The following is a 14,510-nucleotide window of genomic DNA, read 5'->3' on the forward strand; positions in this document are numbered from 1 at the left end:
ACCTACAGGCAATAACTTCATCAAAGTTATTTAATTGATGGTGCGGTCGGAGAGACTTGAACTCTCACACCTTGCGGCGCCAGAACCTAAATCTGGTGCGTCTACCAATTCCGCCACGACCGCAGCAAACTTTTATAGTTAAGAAGACAATTGGTAAAGTCTTAGTAACGTTGTCATGTCGATTACTCAACATGTCTAAATAATGGCAGGTCTACCTGGATTCGAACCAGGGAATGCCGGCATCAAAAGCCGGTGCCTTACCGCTTGGCGATAGACCTGCAGATGCTCTTAACAGAGACTTGATCCTTCAGCATGCTTTACACTTTGCATTCATTCAAAAGAGAATGGTGCGGTCGGAGAGACTTGAACTCTCACACCTTGCGGCGCCAGAACCTAAATCTGGTGCGTCTACCAATTCCGCCACGACCGCAGCAAAGTTTCTTGTTAAGCGTATGCTTAGAGAAGAATATGTAGTTAGAAAGACGATTGGTAAGTCTTAATAACGTTGTATGGTGGCTACTACGGGATTTGAACCTGTGACCCCATCATTATGAGTGATGTGCTCTAACCAGCTGAGCTAAGTAGCCAATATGTTCACGATAAATCGAGACACATTTAATTATGGTGCGGTCGGAGAGACTTGAACTCTCACACCTTGCGGCGCCAGAACCTAAATCTGGTGCGTCTACCAATTCCGCCACGACCGCAGCAAACTTTATGGTTAAAAAGACGATTGGTGAGTCTTAGTAACGTTGTCATGTCGATTACTCAACATGTCTAAATAATGGCAGGTCTACCTGGATTCGAACCAGGGAATGCCGGCATCAAAAGCCGGTGCCTTACCGCTTGGCGATAGACCTACAGCATAACTTCGATGAAGTTATTTAAATCATGGTGCGGTCGGAGAGACTTGAACTCTCACACCTTGCGGCGCCAGAACCTAAATCTGGTGCGTCTACCAATTCCGCCACGACCGCGTGATTCGTTCGTAGATTATGTCAAGATGGTGCGGTCGGAGAGACTTGAACTCTCACACCTTGCGGCGCCAGAACCTAAATCTGGTGCGTCTACCAATTCCGCCACGACCGCATCTTGAATCTACATAACTGATAGTTGATTGGTTAAACTAACAGTTTGAATATGGTGGCTACTACGGGATTTGAACCTGTGACCCCATCATTATGAGTGATGTGCTCTAACCAGCTGAGCTAAGTAGCCATGTTTTCGAGCGAGATAATATAAACTATTCTCTCTCTCGGTGACAACCCTTTTTATCAAAAGGTTTCCACTTAAATAGTGGCAGGTCTACCTGGATTCGAACCAGGGAATGCCGGCATCAAAAGCCGGTGCCTTACCGCTTGGCGATAGACCTACAGCAATAACTTCTACGAAGTTATTCAAACAATGGTGCGGTCGGAGAGACTTGAACTCTCACACCTTACGGCGCCAGAACCTAAATCTGGTGCGTCTACCAATTCCGCCACGACCGCATCTATTCCTGATTGCTTTAAACTTAAAGTCGAAAACAATTAGGAATGGTGGCTACTACGGGATTTGAACCTGTGACCCCATCATTATGAGTGATGTGCTCTAACCAGCTGAGCTAAGTAGCCATTACCATGTTTTCCGTTCCTTTCTGATTCATCGCTGTCTCGTTGGGAACGGGGCGCATTATGCGTATCTGAGCGAGAACCGTCAACAGTTTTTTCGAAGAAATTTGGATAAATGAATCGTTCGGTTTCTTTTTAAACAAAGAGGCGCGTTAATGATCTAAAACTGGTAAAAAATTGACGGGCTATATTGAAATTAAAAGGTCACTTTGATTGGGGTATAAAAAAAGCCAGCATATTAGCTGGCTTTTAAACTCAATAGCTTGCACAAAAAATGCGCAATTAATTATACGTTGAAGCGGAAGTGAACCACATCGCCATCTTTTACGATGTATTCTTTGCCTTCAAGACGCCATTTACCTGCATCTTTAGCACCACTTTCACCGCTGTATTGGATAAAGTCGTCGTAGCCGACTACTTCTGCACGGATGAAGCCTTTTTCAAAGTCAGTGTGGATCTTGCCTGCTGCTTTGGGCGCAGTTGCACCCACAGGGATAGTCCATGCACGCACTTCTTTCACGCCTGCTGTGAAATAAGTGTGTAGACAAAGCAGCTCGTAGCCTGCGCGAATCACGCGGTTTAGACCTGGCTCTTCGATGCCCATGTCTGCTAGGAACTCTTCACGCTCATCATCTTCAAGCTCAGCCATTTCTGACTCAATTGCCGCACAAACAGGTACAACGACGTTGTTTTCTTTTGCTGCAAACTCACGAACTGCGTCTAAGTATGGGTTGTTCTCAAAACCATCTTCGTTCACGTTAGCGATGTACATGGTTGGTTTTAGCGTAAGGAAGTTTAGGTAACCAACGGCTGCTAGTTCTTCTTTCGACAGGTTAACAGTACGTGCAGAACCGCCTTCAGTAAGCACTGGTAGTAGCTTTTCAAGTACAGTTAGTTCGAACTTAGCGTCTTTGTCACCACCTTTCGCTTTCTTTGCATTGCGCTGAATTGCACGCTCACAAGAATCTAGGTCGGCAAGAGCAAGTTCTAGGTTGATCACTTCGATATCTTCGATAGGTGATACTTTACCTGCAACGTGAATGATGTTTTCGTTTTCAAAACAACGAACAACGTGACCAATTGCGTCCGTTTCGCGGATGTTTGCTAGGAACTTGTTACCTAGACCTTCGCCACGAGATGCACCAGCAACTAGACCAGCAATGTCTACGAATTCCATTGTCGTTGGCAGTACGCGCTGAGGGTTCACAATTTTTGCCAACGCATCTAGACGTAGATCTGGCACTGGAACCACACCAGTGTTTGGTTCGATAGTACAGAACGGGAAGTTTGCTGCTTCGATACCCGCTTTAGTTAGTGCATTGAACAGAGTTGACTTACCAACGTTTGGTAGACCAACGATGCCACATTTAAAACCCATGATTGTAACCTTATTCAGCTTTGAACGTGTGTAAGCGGTTTTGTGCTTTGCTTAGGCCATCTTTTAATAAGATGTCGAGACAGCGCACAGCTTCATCTGCTGCCGCTTCTAACTGCTCATGCTCTTTTGCAGGAGCTTTACCTAGCACATAACCAGCCACTTTATCTTTGTGTCCCGGATGGCCAATGCCAATACGAAGACGATAAAACTCTTTGTTGTTGCCTAATTTGCTAATGGTGTCACGCAAACCATTGTGACCACCATGGCCGCCGCCTTTTTTGAATTTAGCGACACCCGGAGGTAAGTCTAGCTCGTCATGAGCGACCATGATTTCCTCGGGTTTAATTTGGTAGAACTTAGCCAGCGCAGCGACTGCTTTGCCAGATAGGTTCATAAAAGTGGTTGGGATCAATAGGCGAAGATCCTCACCATTTACCATGATACGTCCAGTAAGACCAAAGAACTTTGGCTCATTCTTTAGCGTAACGTTATGAACGCGAGCTAACTCCTCAACGACCCAAGCACCCGCATTGTGACGAGTCTTAGCGTATTCAGGGCCAGGGTTAGCCAGTCCGACAAGAAGTTTGATCTGTTGAGTCAAGGTTAGGATCTCTCTGGAATCTCAAAAAGCGCAGTATAATAGCACACAAAATCGCTATCGGGCGAGAACGTGCTATCGCCGGGGATATAGAAATAAAAAAACACCCCTAAAAAGGGGTGCTTTGAAATTGTTCTAATCGGTTAGATTAGTTGAACATTGCAGAGATAGACTCTTCGTTGCTGATGCGACGAATTGCTTCAGCAAGCATGCGAGATAGGCTTAGTGTGGTTACTTTGCCAGTCGCTTCCATCTCTTTAGACAGAGTGATTGAGTCAGTTACGATCACTTGGTCTAGTACCGAATTCTTGATGTTGTCTGAAGCGTTACCAGAGAATACAGCGTGAGTTGCGTAAGCGAATACACGCTTAGCACCACGCTCTTTTAGCGCTTCAGCTGCTTTACATAGAGTGCCACCTGTATCGATCATGTCGTCAACGATCACACAGTCGCGACCTTCAACATCACCGATTAGGTTCATCACTTCAGATACGTTTGCACGTGGACGACGCTTGTCTACGATAGCGATGTCGATATCGCCTAGTGCTTTTGCAGTTGCACGAGCACGTACTACGCCACCTAGGTCAGGAGAAACCACTACAGGGTTTTCTAGACCACGAGATTGCATGTCTTCAAGCAGTACAGGCGTACCGAAGATGTTATCTACAGGTACGTCGAAGAAGCCTTGAATTTGCTCTGCGTGTAGGTCGATAGTTAGAACGCGGTCAACACCTACGTTAGACAGGAAGTCTGCTACCACTTTAGCAGTGATTGGCACGCGAGAAGAACGTACACGACGGTCTTGGCGAGCGTAACCAAAGTAAGGGATTACTGCTGTAATACGGCCCGCAGAAGCGCGGCGCATTGCATCAATCATCACGACAAGTTCCATTAGGTTGTCGTTAGTTGGTGCACAAGTAGATTGGATGATGAATACATCGCTACCACGTACGTTTTCGTTGATTTGAACAGCGACTTCGCCGTCAGAGAAACGAGAAACAGTGGCGTCACCAAGTGAGATGTAAAGACGATCAGCAATACGTTGGGCTAGTTCAGGTGTTGCGTTACCAGCAAATAGCTTCATATCAGGCACGGTGGAAACCTCAGGTTTGCGTCCAGTTTTTAAATAGATGATTTGTGGGCTAAACGGTATTTAGCCAGTGTCTGGTATAGGGGGGAAACATTGTTTCCTTTCGCCACAAATGCCGACACGTTGTCAGATAATTGCTCGAATGCATTTTGTGCATCGTTTTCGCTCAAAAATTCAGCAAAAACGCACGATCCAGTACCCGTCAATCTCGACGGCGCGTATTGTAGCAGCCATGAAAGTTGCTTATCAACCTCTGGATAAAGCATTCTCACAATTTTTTCGCAATCGTTTCCGTATTCTGACTCTAAAAGCAGTGATAACGGGCGTTTCGGTGTATCACGTGTTAAGTCTGGATGAGTAAAAATATCGACAGTTGCAATACTTACATTTGGTCTTACGACTAAGTACCACTTTTCTTCTGGTTCAACTTTTACAATCTCTTCACCGACGCCTTCGGCAAACGCGGCATGTCCTCGGACGAAAACGGGGACGTCAGCGCCAAGTTTGAGGCCGATATCCGCCAACTGGTCTTCACTGCAATGGGTTTGCCATAGGTGATTTAGGGCAACTAAAACGGTTGCGGCATTCGATGAGCCACCGCCAATACCCCCCCCCATAGGCAAAATCTTGTTTAACTTGATATCAGCACCTAACTGGCAACCGGTAAAGTTTTGCAATGCAGTCGCGGCACGCCAGATCAAATTATCCTCAAGCGCGACGCCCGGAATATCAGGTGTTAGCGTGATGTTTCCGCTTTCATTGGCAGAGATTGTTAGATCGTCACAGTGATCGACAAACTGGAAAAGCGTTTGTAGTTCATGGTAGCCGTTCTCACGACGTCCAGTGATATATAGAAATAGATTGAGTTTGGCTGGTGAAGGCCAATGAGTGGTGTCACGAATCATTACTTCAAAGTCCACTTTGAGATAACCAAATTGATGGTGGTGTCGTTTTGTTTTAGCTTTAGCTTGTATGGTACGGGCAGATCTGAGCCTAAAAATGGTACATCTTGGTAACTGGAGTAAATCAATTGCCAAGTTTGTCCATTTATCTTCTTGGTTAGCGTTGCCAATGTTTGGGTATCATTGACTGTAAATTCATCGGCATTGGTCGGTTTGCCTAGCAGCCAATCATTGAGTTGTTCTACTGGGATACTTAAACCAGTAAGGCGAGCTATCAAACGGTCAGCGCTGACATCACTGTAGACATCGTCTTCGTATGTTTTAACTGTCGCGAGTGATGGGGTGATCTGCATATTAAGCACCGTTTGACCAAGAAATGTGCTTAGGCGCAACTCACTGTCTTGCGCCGAGTTTTGCCAATAGAAGCTGAGCGATTCTCTTTGCTGCGGTGAAATGTACCCCAGTTTGCCAGATGCACTGTAATCAGAGATCAGTTCAAGTCTTTGCTGGTGAGCTTGCCATTCAACACTCGTAAAGCTGTTTTGAATGGAGCTACAACCAGAGAGCAGAACAAATGAAAATAAAATCGTCGTGAGTTTTGTGAATAGTCGCGAGGGCATGGCGAGTAGGATTCCTTATCAGCAAACTTCTCAGCACATACTATAGCATTGAAAAGTATTGTTACTCTTGTTTGAAAAAGGAAAATACTTACTTTGCAGTGCTATTCAACCTATGTGATTGAGAAATAGGGTAGAATCACTCTTTTTATCGCCATAATTACATTTTAATTAGTTGTTAACGGAAAACAGTTGAGTGATCCCCTTTTATTCAGGGGGGGCATCAAGTAAAATTCCGTCCCTGTTTTCACATAACCAGATTTAGAGAACACACAGTACATGTCATTGCTTGCTATCGGTATCAATCATAATACGGCTTCAGTAGAACTGCGCGAGAAAGTCGCGTTTGGGCCGGACAAGCTACCGCAAGCCCTACAGCAACTGTCTGAAAGCTCGTATGTAAGCGGTGGTGTGATTGTCTCTACTTGTAACCGTACAGAAATTTATTGCGACGTAAAACCGTCGTGCAAGAACAAGGTTATTGATTGGCTGGCGCAGTTTCATCAGGTTAGCGCAGAAGAGCTAAAGCCGAGTATCTATGTCCATGAAGAACAAGCTGCGATTCGTCATCTAATGCGCGTGGCTTGTGGTTTAGACTCATTAGTACTTGGTGAACCTCAAATTCTAGGTCAAGTAAAACAAGCTTTCGCTGACTCTCGCGATGGCAATTCCGTTAACGCATCAATAGAGAAATGGTTTCAAAAAACATTTTCTGTTGCGAAGCGTGTGCGCACTGAAACGGACATTGGCGGTAACGCGGTCTCTGTCGCTTACGCTGCGTGCACCCTTGCTAAACACATTTTTGAATCGCTACAAGATTCAACGGTATTATTGGTGGGTGCCGGAGAAACCATTGAATTGGTCGCGAAACATTTGGCTGCTAATGGCTGCAATAAAATGATTGTGGCTAACCGTACCAAAGAGCGTGCTCAGGTTTTAGCTGAGCAGTTTGGAGCGGAAGTGATTAGTTTGCCGGAAATTCCTGAGCACCTTCCGCGCGCCGACATCGTAATCAGTTCGACTGCTAGCCCATTGCCTATCATAGGTAAAGGTATGGTCGAAACAGCGCTGAAGAGCCGACGTTATCAACCTATGTTGTTCGTTGATATTGCAGTACCACGTGATATTGAGTCACAAGTTGGTGAGATTAATGATGCGTATCTTTACTCTGTGGACGATTTGCAGTCGATCATCGACAGCAATATAGAACAGCGCAAAGTAGAAGCGATTCAAGCGGAAGCGATTGTCAGTGAAGAAAGCGCCTCATTTATGACCTGGCTACGCTCGTTACAAGGCGTGGACAGCATTCGACAATATCGCACTAATGCCAACGATATTCGTCAAGATTTATTAAGTAAAAGTATCCAAGCTCTTGCTGCAGGCGGTGATCCTGAAAAAGTGTTAGTGGAATTGAGCAATAAGCTCACTAACAGACTCATTCATACACCGACACGAGCTCTACAAACAGCAGCAGAGCAAGGTGAGCCAGCAAAGCTTGCCATTATTAGACAAAGTTTGGGTCTTGATGACCCGCTATAACTAGAACCCTGAGTTAAATATATGAAAGCCTCTATTCTTACGAAGCTAGAAACGCTAGTAGAACGTTATGAAGAAGTACAGCACCTATTAGGTGACCCTGATGTCATTGGTGATCAGAATAAATTCCGTGCGCTATCAAAAGAGTACTCTCAGCTTGAAGAAGTAACTAAGTGCTTCCAAGCTTATCAGCAAGCGCAAGAAGATCTTGAAGCTGCAGAAGAGATGGCAAAAGAAGATGACGCAGAAATGCGTGAAATGGCTCAGGAAGAAATCAAAGACGCGAAAGAAGCGATTGAACGCCTTAGTGACGAACTGCAAATTCTATTGCTACCAAAAGATCCAAACGACGATCGCAACTGTTTCCTAGAAATTCGCGCCGGTGCGGGTGGTGATGAAGCGGGTATCTTTGCTGGTAACTTGTTCCGCATGTACTCAAAATTTGCTGAGAAGAAAGGTTGGCGCGTTGAAGTGATGAGCTGCAACGAATCTGAGCAAGGTGGCTACAAAGAGATGATCGCTAAAGTGACTGGTGACGGTGCTTACGGCGTACTGAAATTTGAGTCAGGCGGTCATCGTGTACAACGTGTACCAGAAACCGAATCGCAAGGTCGTGTGCACACATCAGCGTGTACGATTGCTGTGATGGCGGAAATTCCAGAAGCGGATCTACCTGAAATCAAAGCCGCTGATCTAAAAATCGATACGTTCCGTGCGTCAGGCGCGGGTGGTCAGCACGTTAACACCACGGATTCAGCAATCCGTATTACTCACTTGCCAACAGGTACTGTGGTTGAGTGTCAGGATGAACGTTCACAGCACAAGAACAAAGCGAAAGCGATGCAAGTACTGGCTGCGCGTATTGTGCAAGCTGAAGAAGCTCGTCGCGCCGCAGAGGTTTCTGACACCCGTCGTAATCTATTAGGCTCAGGTGATCGTAGTGACCGTATCCGTACTTACAACTACCCACAAGGCCGTGTATCGGATCACCGCATCAACTTAACGGTTTACCGTCTAAATGAAGTGATGGAAGGCGATCTTGCAAGCTTGATTGAACCGGTGATTCAAGAGCACCAGGCAGATCAGTTAGCGGCTCTAGCAGAGAACAACTAAGTTAATGTCGGCTACCAACAGTGTTGAAAACACACTAAAGCGAGCGACACAGCAACTTCAAGAGAGCGGCAGTGATTCGCCGTCTCTTGATGCTGCGGTATTACTCTGCCACGCATTAGATAAACCGCGCTCATTTTTGATGACTTGGCCTGAAAAAGAACTTTCAGCACAAGAATTAGCACCTTTTGAAGCGCTACTGTCGCGCCGTTTAACCGGTGAGCCAGTCGCTTATATTGTCGGTGAGCGTGAGTTTTGGTCCTTGCCACTTGAGGTTTCGCCTACAACCTTAATCCCTCGTCCTGATACTGAGCGCCTTGTCGAGCTGGCTTTAGATAAAGCTTTCGCTTGTGAAGGTGACATCCTCGATCTTGGCACCGGTACTGGCGCGATAGCATTAGCTTTGGCTTCAGAAATGCCAGCGCGTCGAGTGGTGGGGATTGATCTAATGGAAGAGGCGCAACAACTGGCTTCGCGTAATGCACAACGTCTTTGCATCAACAATGCTGAGTTTTTGGCTGGCAGCTGGTTTGAACCTTTGCAAGCTGGTACGCAGTTTGCTGTTATCGTTTCAAATCCCCCATATATTGAAGAGAACGATCCGCATTTGAGTCAAGGTGACGTGCGATTTGAGCCACTCAGTGCTTTAGTCGCAGCAGAGCAAGGCTTAGCCGATATTCGTCATATTACGGATAATGCGCGCCAATTTCTTAGCGACAACGGTTGGTTGTTGTTTGAACATGGTTATGACCAAGGTTTAGCTGTGCGTAAAATCTTCACGGAATTGGGTTACCAAGATGTGGAGACATTCCAAGATTATGGACATAACGATCGAGTGACATTAGGTCGCTATACAAAATAACAAAGAGAGCAATTAGATGTACGAAGGATTGAAGCATTTTCACTTACTCACTATCGCCCTAAGCGCAACATTACTGTCGGTGCGTTTTGCACTTTTATTGGCAAACTCTGAATTGCGCAATAATAAGTTTCTTAAGGTGTTCCCCCACATTAACGATACGGCATTGTTGTTATCAGGTATTGCGCTAGTCGTATTGTTTATACCTTGGTCAGCAGCGCCATGGTTGCCGATGAAAATTAGCTGCGTATTGGCTTATATTGCCTTAGGATTTTTTGCTTTAAAGTTGGCAAAAAATAATCTGTTGAGAATTTTTGCATTCCTTGGCGCATTAGGTTGGCTTGGTATGGCGGGTAAGATTGCTGTGACTAAAGTACCTACGTTGTTTTAGGCTGGTGATTACAAATGTACGAATTGTTTGATGAAGACTTTGATGCGCTAGAGTTGGCGGAAGGTGCCTTGGTGCTCAATCAGGCGATTGACCCAGAAACGCAAGTGGATTGGGCAAAGGCTGAAATGCAGCGTTTGCTACAAGAAGCTGAACTTGCATTGGTGCATGAAAGTCATCCTCAACAGCGCTTTGAAGCTTTCTTGCGACTTTTTTATCATGAGTGGGGTTTTCAGGGTGACAAAGAGGCCTATTTCGACGGTGCTAATGCCTTTTTAGATAAGGTGCTCGAACGTCGTAAAGGTATCCCTGTCAGTCTAGGGGCGTTGCTACTTTATTTTGGTAAACAACTGGGCTTTCCAATCGAGGGAATTACTTTTCCTACTCAGTTTGTGGTTAAGGTCTGTTGGCCACATGCCCCTGTACAGTACGTAAATCCTTTTAATGGTGAGTTTGTTTCTGAACATACGTTAAGGGCTTGGCTAGTTGGCCAGAAAGGACCATTCGCCAAGCTAAAGGCAAGTTACCTAAAATCGATAGATAATCCGACAGTAATTGGTCGTTGGTTAGCACTGATTAAGAGCGCTTTACTGAGAGAAGAACGTTATGCATTGGCACTACGTTGTTCCGATCTTGCGCTGACTTTTGCGCCAGATGACCCTTATGAAATTAGAGATCGCGGCTTTATCTTTCAGCAACTAGACTGTCATCAGATGGCGTTGTCTGATTATCAATATTTTATTGATCAGTGTCCGGACGATCCGGCTGCCGAATTACTTAAAAATCAAGTACGTGCCATGAGTAAGACTCAGGTGACGCTGCATTAAGTCCAGTTATAGGCTGGCTCACAAGGTTTAATAAGAGAGAAAAAGATGGAACAGAAAATCGTTCATGTTGGTGATATTCCTGTTGCTAACGACAAACCGTTTACTTTATTCGCTGGTATGAACGTACTAGAGTCACGTGACCTTGCTATGCAAATCTGTGAGCACTACGTAACGGTGACTGATAAGCTCGGTATTCCGTACGTATTCAAAGCGTCTTTTGACAAAGCGAACCGCAGCTCAGTGCATTCATACCGTGGTCCGGGTCTTGAAGAAGGCATGAAAATCTTCCAAGAGTTAAAAGATACTTTTGGCGTGAAAATCATCACAGACGTGCATACGGAAGCGCAAGCTCAACCCGTTGCGGACATTGTAGACGTAATCCAACTACCTGCATTCCTTGCTCGTCAAACAGACCTTGTTGAGGCGATGGCAAAAACGGGTGCGGTTATTAACGTTAAGAAACCTCAATTTATGAGTCCTGGCCAAGTTGGCAATATCGTGGATAAGTTTGCTGAGTGTGGTAACCACAACGTAATCTTGTGTGAGCGTGGCTCTTGCATGGGTTATGACAACCTAGTAGTGGATATGCTAGGTTTTGGTGTAATGAAAAAAGCATCAAACGGTAGCCCAATTATCTTTGACGTAACTCACTCGCTGCAAATGCGTGATCCTTCAGGTGCTGCGTCTGGTGGTCGTCGTGAGCAGACGGTTGAATTGGCGAAAGCTGGTCTAGCGACTGGTATTGCAGGTCTATTTATCGAGGCGCACCCAAACCCAGATCAAGCACGTTGTGATGGTCCATCGGCTCTTCCTCTTGATAAGCTTGAGCCTTTCCTAAAACAGATGAAAGATCTGGATGATTTAGTGAAAAGCTTCGCGCACATTGATATTCGCTAATTTAGTGTCAAATCAGAGTTTAAAAAGGCTGCCTTATGGCAGCCTTTTCTTTTGGAACTCAATAAGATATGTGGTTTTAAATGTGTCTATAAGTAAATTTGGAAATCAGTTGTTACAGCTAAGTAATCGCGAAAACGTTTGCTTGTGATCATTTGTTGAATCAGATGTAAGTTACCGCTTTTGTTGCACTTTTTAGTCAAAATAATAGTGATCGATGTTGCATAAACATGAAATCAAAATGTTTAAGGGGATTGGTTACTTTAAACTATGTCAAGTTTTGCTATTCAAAATTTAAACAATGCTTGCGCTGCATTTCTCAGCATGAGCCAAAACTGGTAGCAAATGGCAGTGGATCCTATTTAGTTCAAAGGTATGACTATGACGCAACGCCTGATTGTAAAAACAGCACTAAGTGCAGCAATTCTTGCAACCCTAGCTGGTTGTGCAACGACAGCACAAAATGAGTGGGAAGCTGATAAAACTTACAAGTTAACGGTTCTTCACACTAACGACCACCATGGCCGTTTCTGGGAGAACAAATACGGTGAGTACGGCATGGCGGCACGTAAGACACTTATCGACAATCTACGCGAAGAGATTCGTGCTGATGGCGGTAGCGTATTACTTCTTTCTGGTGGTGACATCAACACAGGTGTTCCAGAGTCAGACCTACAAGATGCTGAACCTGATTTCAAAGGCATGAGCAAGATTGGTTACGATGCAATGGCACTTGGTAACCATGAATTCGATAACCCGCTTGAAGTGCTAATGCAGCAAAAAGATTGGGCTAACTTCCCAATGCTTTCTGCAAACATTTACGACAAAAAGACTGGCGAGCGTATGTTCCAGGCTTACGAAATGTTTGAGAAACAAGGCATCAAGATTGCTGTTATCGGTCTAACAACAGAAGATACACAGAAAATCGGTAACCCTGAATTTATCGGTGGCATCGAGTTCCGTGATCCTAAAGAAGAAGCGAAGAAGCTAATCGCTGAACTTAAAGAGACTGAAAAACCTGATTTAATCTTCGCAGTGACGCACATGGGTCACTACGAAAATGGTAACCGCGGTGTAAACGCTCCGGGTGACGTAGCATTGGCTCGTTACCTAGATGAAGGCTCATTAGATATGATCGTTGGTGGTCACTCACAAGAGCCTGTGTGTATGGAAGCACCAAACGTAATTAAGAAGAACTTCCAACCTTCTGACGAATGTAAGCCAGACATTCAAAACGGTACTCATATCGTACAAGCGTACGAGTGGGGTAAATACGTAGGTCGTGCGGATTTCGAATTCCGTAACGGCGAGCTAGAAATGGTGAGCTACGATCTTATCCCTGTAAACCTGAAGAAGAAAATCAAGGTTGACGGTGAGAGCAAGCGTGTATTCATCGAAGATGAAATCGCGAAAGACCAAGCTATGGTTGAGTTCCTACGTCCTTACCAAGAAAAAGGTCAAGATCAGCTAAATGTGAAAATCGCAGAAACTAACGGTAAGTTAGAAGGCGATCGTAACGTGGTTCGTTTTGAGCAAACAAACCTAGGTCGTCTAATCGCGACGGCACATATGGATCGCGCTAAAGCTGACTTCGCAGTAATGAACTCAGGTGGTGTACGTGATTCTATTGAAGGCGGTGACGTAACTTACAAAGACGTATTGAAAGTTCAGCCGTTTGGTAACATCGTGACTTACATCGATATGTCAGGTAAGGAAGTGATTGATTACCTAAACGTTGTGGGTACTAAACCTGTTGATTCAGGTGCTTACGCACAGTTTGCTGGTATTTCAATGACAGTGGCTAACGGTCAAGTTTCAGATGTTAAGATCGGCGGTAAAGCGATCGATCTAGAGAAAACTTACCGTTTCACAGTGCCAAGCTACAACGCTGCTGGTGGTGACGGCTACCCGAAAGTATCGACTCACCCAGGTTACGTAAACACAGGTTTCGTTGATGCAGAAGTTCTTAAAGAATACCTACAAGAAAACAGCCCTGTAGATGTAAACGCATTCGCACCAAAAGGTGAGATTGTTTACAAATAAGCGCTATTGACTGTAAGTCTTAAATCGCATTAACTAAAGCGGCACCATTTGGTGCCGCTTTTCTGTTTTATCAAGACACTCATCACTATAAGTTATTGCTTGGCGCGATTTGCCTTGTCAGTGGTTTATCCTGATCGGTGATAGGAAGTTATTATGACCCCGGCAATCAATGCAGCCAAAAAGAAAAAAGTTACTCATAAAATTCACCAGTATGAACACGATCCGAGAGCAGAAAGCTATGGTCTAGAAGCCGCCGAAGCGTTGGGACAAGATCCTAAGCAAGTGTTTAAAACCCTGCTATTTTGCTTAAATGGTGAGCCAAAGAACCTTGCCGTGGCAGTATTGCCCGTTGAGCACAAACTGAATCTTAAGCTGGCCGCAAAAGCGGCTAAAGCAAAAAAAACGGAGATGGCAAATCCTGACATCGCACAAAAGACCACAGGCTATGTAGTGGGGGGCATTAGCCCATTAGGGCAAAAGAAAGCACTGCCAACATTTATTCATAACAGTGCCGAGGAGTTATCAACCATGATGGTTAGCGCTGGTCGCCGTGGTTTGGAAATTGAGCTGGCTCCAAAAGATTTGGCAGCACTGACGCGCGGACAGTTTGTGGAGTTGTGCCTTTAAGAGCGAGAGTCGGAAACGTTCTACAGAACGC

Annotated in this window: 13 protein-coding genes and 12 tRNA genes; 8 read left to right on the plus strand and 17 right to left on the minus strand. The window is 45.1% G+C overall.

Annotated elements, in window-relative coordinates:
• Positions 1-38: 38 nt before the first annotated feature.
• The 17 genes from IRQ95_RS18440 to lolB all read right to left on the minus strand — a co-directional run bounded on the left by IRQ95_RS18440 (position 39) and on the right by lolB (position 6,198).
• Positions 39-123, minus strand: a tRNA-Leu gene (locus IRQ95_RS18440).
• Between the two features lie 80 nt (positions 124-203).
• Positions 204-278: transfer RNA gene (locus IRQ95_RS18445), tRNA-Gln, on the minus strand.
• Between the two features lie 67 nt (positions 279-345).
• Positions 346-430: transfer RNA gene (locus tag IRQ95_RS18450), tRNA-Leu, on the minus strand.
• A gap of 80 nt (positions 431-510) precedes the next feature.
• A tRNA-Met gene (locus IRQ95_RS18455) sits at positions 511-587 on the minus strand.
• Positions 588-622: 35 nt separating this feature from the next.
• A tRNA-Leu gene (locus IRQ95_RS18460) sits at positions 623-707 on the minus strand.
• Between the two features lie 78 nt (positions 708-785).
• Positions 786-860, minus strand: a tRNA-Gln gene (locus tag IRQ95_RS18465).
• A gap of 32 nt (positions 861-892) precedes the next feature.
• A tRNA-Leu gene (locus tag IRQ95_RS18470) sits at positions 893-977 on the minus strand.
• A gap of 27 nt (positions 978-1,004) precedes the next feature.
• Positions 1,005-1,089: transfer RNA gene (locus IRQ95_RS18475), tRNA-Leu, on the minus strand.
• Between the two features lie 52 nt (positions 1,090-1,141).
• Positions 1,142-1,218, minus strand: a tRNA-Met gene (locus IRQ95_RS18480).
• Between the two features lie 79 nt (positions 1,219-1,297).
• Positions 1,298-1,372, minus strand: a tRNA-Gln gene (locus IRQ95_RS18485).
• 33 nt (positions 1,373-1,405) lie between these two features.
• A tRNA-Leu gene (locus IRQ95_RS18490) sits at positions 1,406-1,490 on the minus strand.
• Between the two features lie 46 nt (positions 1,491-1,536).
• Positions 1,537-1,613, minus strand: a tRNA-Met gene (locus IRQ95_RS18495).
• A gap of 283 nt (positions 1,614-1,896) precedes the next feature.
• Positions 1,897-2,988, minus strand: coding sequence for a redox-regulated ATPase YchF (gene ychF, locus IRQ95_RS18500; protein ID WP_194438645.1), 1,092 nt, complete (start codon positions 2,986-2,988; stop codon positions 1,897-1,899).
• 10 nt (positions 2,989-2,998) lie between these two features.
• Positions 2,999-3,589, minus strand: coding sequence for an aminoacyl-tRNA hydrolase (pth, locus tag IRQ95_RS18505; RefSeq protein WP_114767888.1), 591 nt, complete (start codon positions 3,587-3,589; stop codon positions 2,999-3,001).
• Positions 3,590-3,734: 145 nt separating this feature from the next.
• Positions 3,735-4,679 carry a ribose-phosphate diphosphokinase gene (locus tag IRQ95_RS18510; RefSeq protein WP_194438647.1) on the minus strand — a complete coding sequence of 315 codons (945 nt, stop codon included), beginning with the start codon at positions 4,677-4,679 and terminating at the stop codon, positions 3,735-3,737.
• A gap of 29 nt (positions 4,680-4,708) precedes the next feature.
• Entirely contained in the window at positions 4,709-5,581 is an 873-nt protein-coding gene (gene ispE / locus IRQ95_RS18515) for a 4-(cytidine 5'-diphospho)-2-C-methyl-D-erythritol kinase (protein ID WP_194438846.1), read from the minus strand.
• Complete coding sequence (gene lolB / locus IRQ95_RS18520) at positions 5,581-6,198, minus strand: lipoprotein insertase outer membrane protein LolB (protein ID WP_194438648.1); 618 nt, start codon at positions 6,196-6,198, stop codon at positions 5,581-5,583. Before lolB ends, ispE begins: the two co-directional genes overlap by 1 nt.
• 276 nt (positions 6,199-6,474) lie before the next feature.
• Between lolB and hemA the strand changes: the two genes are divergently transcribed.
• The 8 genes from hemA (at position 6,475) to ybaK (ending at position 14,479) form a co-directional block, all read left to right on the plus strand.
• Complete coding sequence (gene hemA, locus IRQ95_RS18525; RefSeq protein WP_194438650.1) at positions 6,475-7,734, plus strand: glutamyl-tRNA reductase; 1,260 nt, start codon at positions 6,475-6,477, stop codon at positions 7,732-7,734.
• Positions 7,735-7,755: 21 nt separating this feature from the next.
• Positions 7,756-8,844: a peptide chain release factor 1 gene (gene prfA / locus IRQ95_RS18530; protein ID WP_194438652.1), complete on the plus strand. Its 1,089-nt coding sequence runs from the start codon at positions 7,756-7,758 to the stop codon at positions 8,842-8,844.
• Between the two features lie 4 nt (positions 8,845-8,848).
• Positions 8,849-9,703, plus strand: a complete 855-nt coding sequence (gene prmC / locus IRQ95_RS18535) for a peptide chain release factor N(5)-glutamine methyltransferase (RefSeq protein WP_194438654.1) — start codon at positions 8,849-8,851, stop codon at positions 9,701-9,703.
• A gap of 16 nt (positions 9,704-9,719) precedes the next feature.
• Positions 9,720-10,091 carry a SirB2 family protein gene (locus tag IRQ95_RS18540; RefSeq protein WP_194438656.1) on the plus strand — a complete coding sequence of 124 codons (372 nt, stop codon included), beginning with the start codon at positions 9,720-9,722 and terminating at the stop codon, positions 10,089-10,091.
• A 14-nt stretch (positions 10,092-10,105) separates the two neighbouring features.
• Positions 10,106-10,915, plus strand: a complete 810-nt coding sequence (locus IRQ95_RS18545) for a SirB1 family protein (RefSeq protein WP_194438658.1) — start codon at positions 10,106-10,108, stop codon at positions 10,913-10,915.
• Between the two features lie 45 nt (positions 10,916-10,960).
• On the plus strand, positions 10,961-11,812 hold the full coding sequence (gene kdsA / locus IRQ95_RS18550; protein ID WP_194438660.1) for a 3-deoxy-8-phosphooctulonate synthase: 852 nt from the start codon (positions 10,961-10,963) through the stop codon (positions 11,810-11,812).
• Positions 11,813-12,190: 378 nt separating this feature from the next.
• Positions 12,191-13,852 carry a bifunctional UDP-sugar hydrolase/5'-nucleotidase UshA gene (gene ushA / locus IRQ95_RS18555; RefSeq protein WP_194438662.1) on the plus strand — a complete coding sequence of 554 codons (1,662 nt, stop codon included), beginning with the start codon at positions 12,191-12,193 and terminating at the stop codon, positions 13,850-13,852.
• Positions 13,853-14,005: 153 nt separating this feature from the next.
• Positions 14,006-14,479, plus strand: coding sequence for a Cys-tRNA(Pro) deacylase (gene ybaK / locus IRQ95_RS18560; protein WP_194438671.1), 474 nt, complete (start codon positions 14,006-14,008; stop codon positions 14,477-14,479).
• Positions 14,480-14,510 lie beyond the last annotated feature (31 nt).

It is taken from the genome of Vibrio fluminensis, from assembly GCF_015278125.1.
In the GTDB taxonomy this organism is placed as follows: Bacteria; Pseudomonadota; Gammaproteobacteria; order Enterobacterales; family Vibrionaceae; genus Vibrio; species Vibrio fluminensis.

What these genes read in the sequence shown, in the direction of transcription:
- ychF (WP_194438645.1), bottom strand. Translation starts at nt 2,988, where the DNA reads ATGGGTTTTAAATGTGGCATCGTTGGTCTACCAAACGTTGGTAAGTCA.
- ispE (WP_194438846.1), bottom strand. Translation starts at nt 5,581, where the DNA reads ATGATTCGTGACACCACTCATTGGCCTTCACCAGCCAAACTCAATCTA.
- lolB (WP_194438648.1), bottom strand. Translation starts at nt 6,198, where the DNA reads ATGCCCTCGCGACTATTCACAAAACTCACGACGATTTTATTTTCATTT.
- hemA (WP_194438650.1), top strand. Translation starts at nt 6,475, where the DNA reads ATGTCATTGCTTGCTATCGGTATCAATCATAATACGGCTTCAGTAGAA.
- prfA (WP_194438652.1), top strand. Translation starts at nt 7,756, where the DNA reads ATGAAAGCCTCTATTCTTACGAAGCTAGAAACGCTAGTAGAACGTTAT.
- prmC (WP_194438654.1), top strand. Translation starts at nt 8,849, where the DNA reads ATGTCGGCTACCAACAGTGTTGAAAACACACTAAAGCGAGCGACACAG.
- IRQ95_RS18540 (WP_194438656.1), top strand. Translation starts at nt 9,720, where the DNA reads ATGTACGAAGGATTGAAGCATTTTCACTTACTCACTATCGCCCTAAGC.
- IRQ95_RS18545 (WP_194438658.1), top strand. Translation starts at nt 10,106, where the DNA reads ATGTACGAATTGTTTGATGAAGACTTTGATGCGCTAGAGTTGGCGGAA.
- kdsA (WP_194438660.1), top strand. Translation starts at nt 10,961, where the DNA reads ATGGAACAGAAAATCGTTCATGTTGGTGATATTCCTGTTGCTAACGAC.
- ushA (WP_194438662.1), top strand. Translation starts at nt 12,191, where the DNA reads ATGACGCAACGCCTGATTGTAAAAACAGCACTAAGTGCAGCAATTCTT.
- ybaK (WP_194438671.1), top strand. Translation starts at nt 14,006, where the DNA reads ATGACCCCGGCAATCAATGCAGCCAAAAAGAAAAAAGTTACTCATAAA.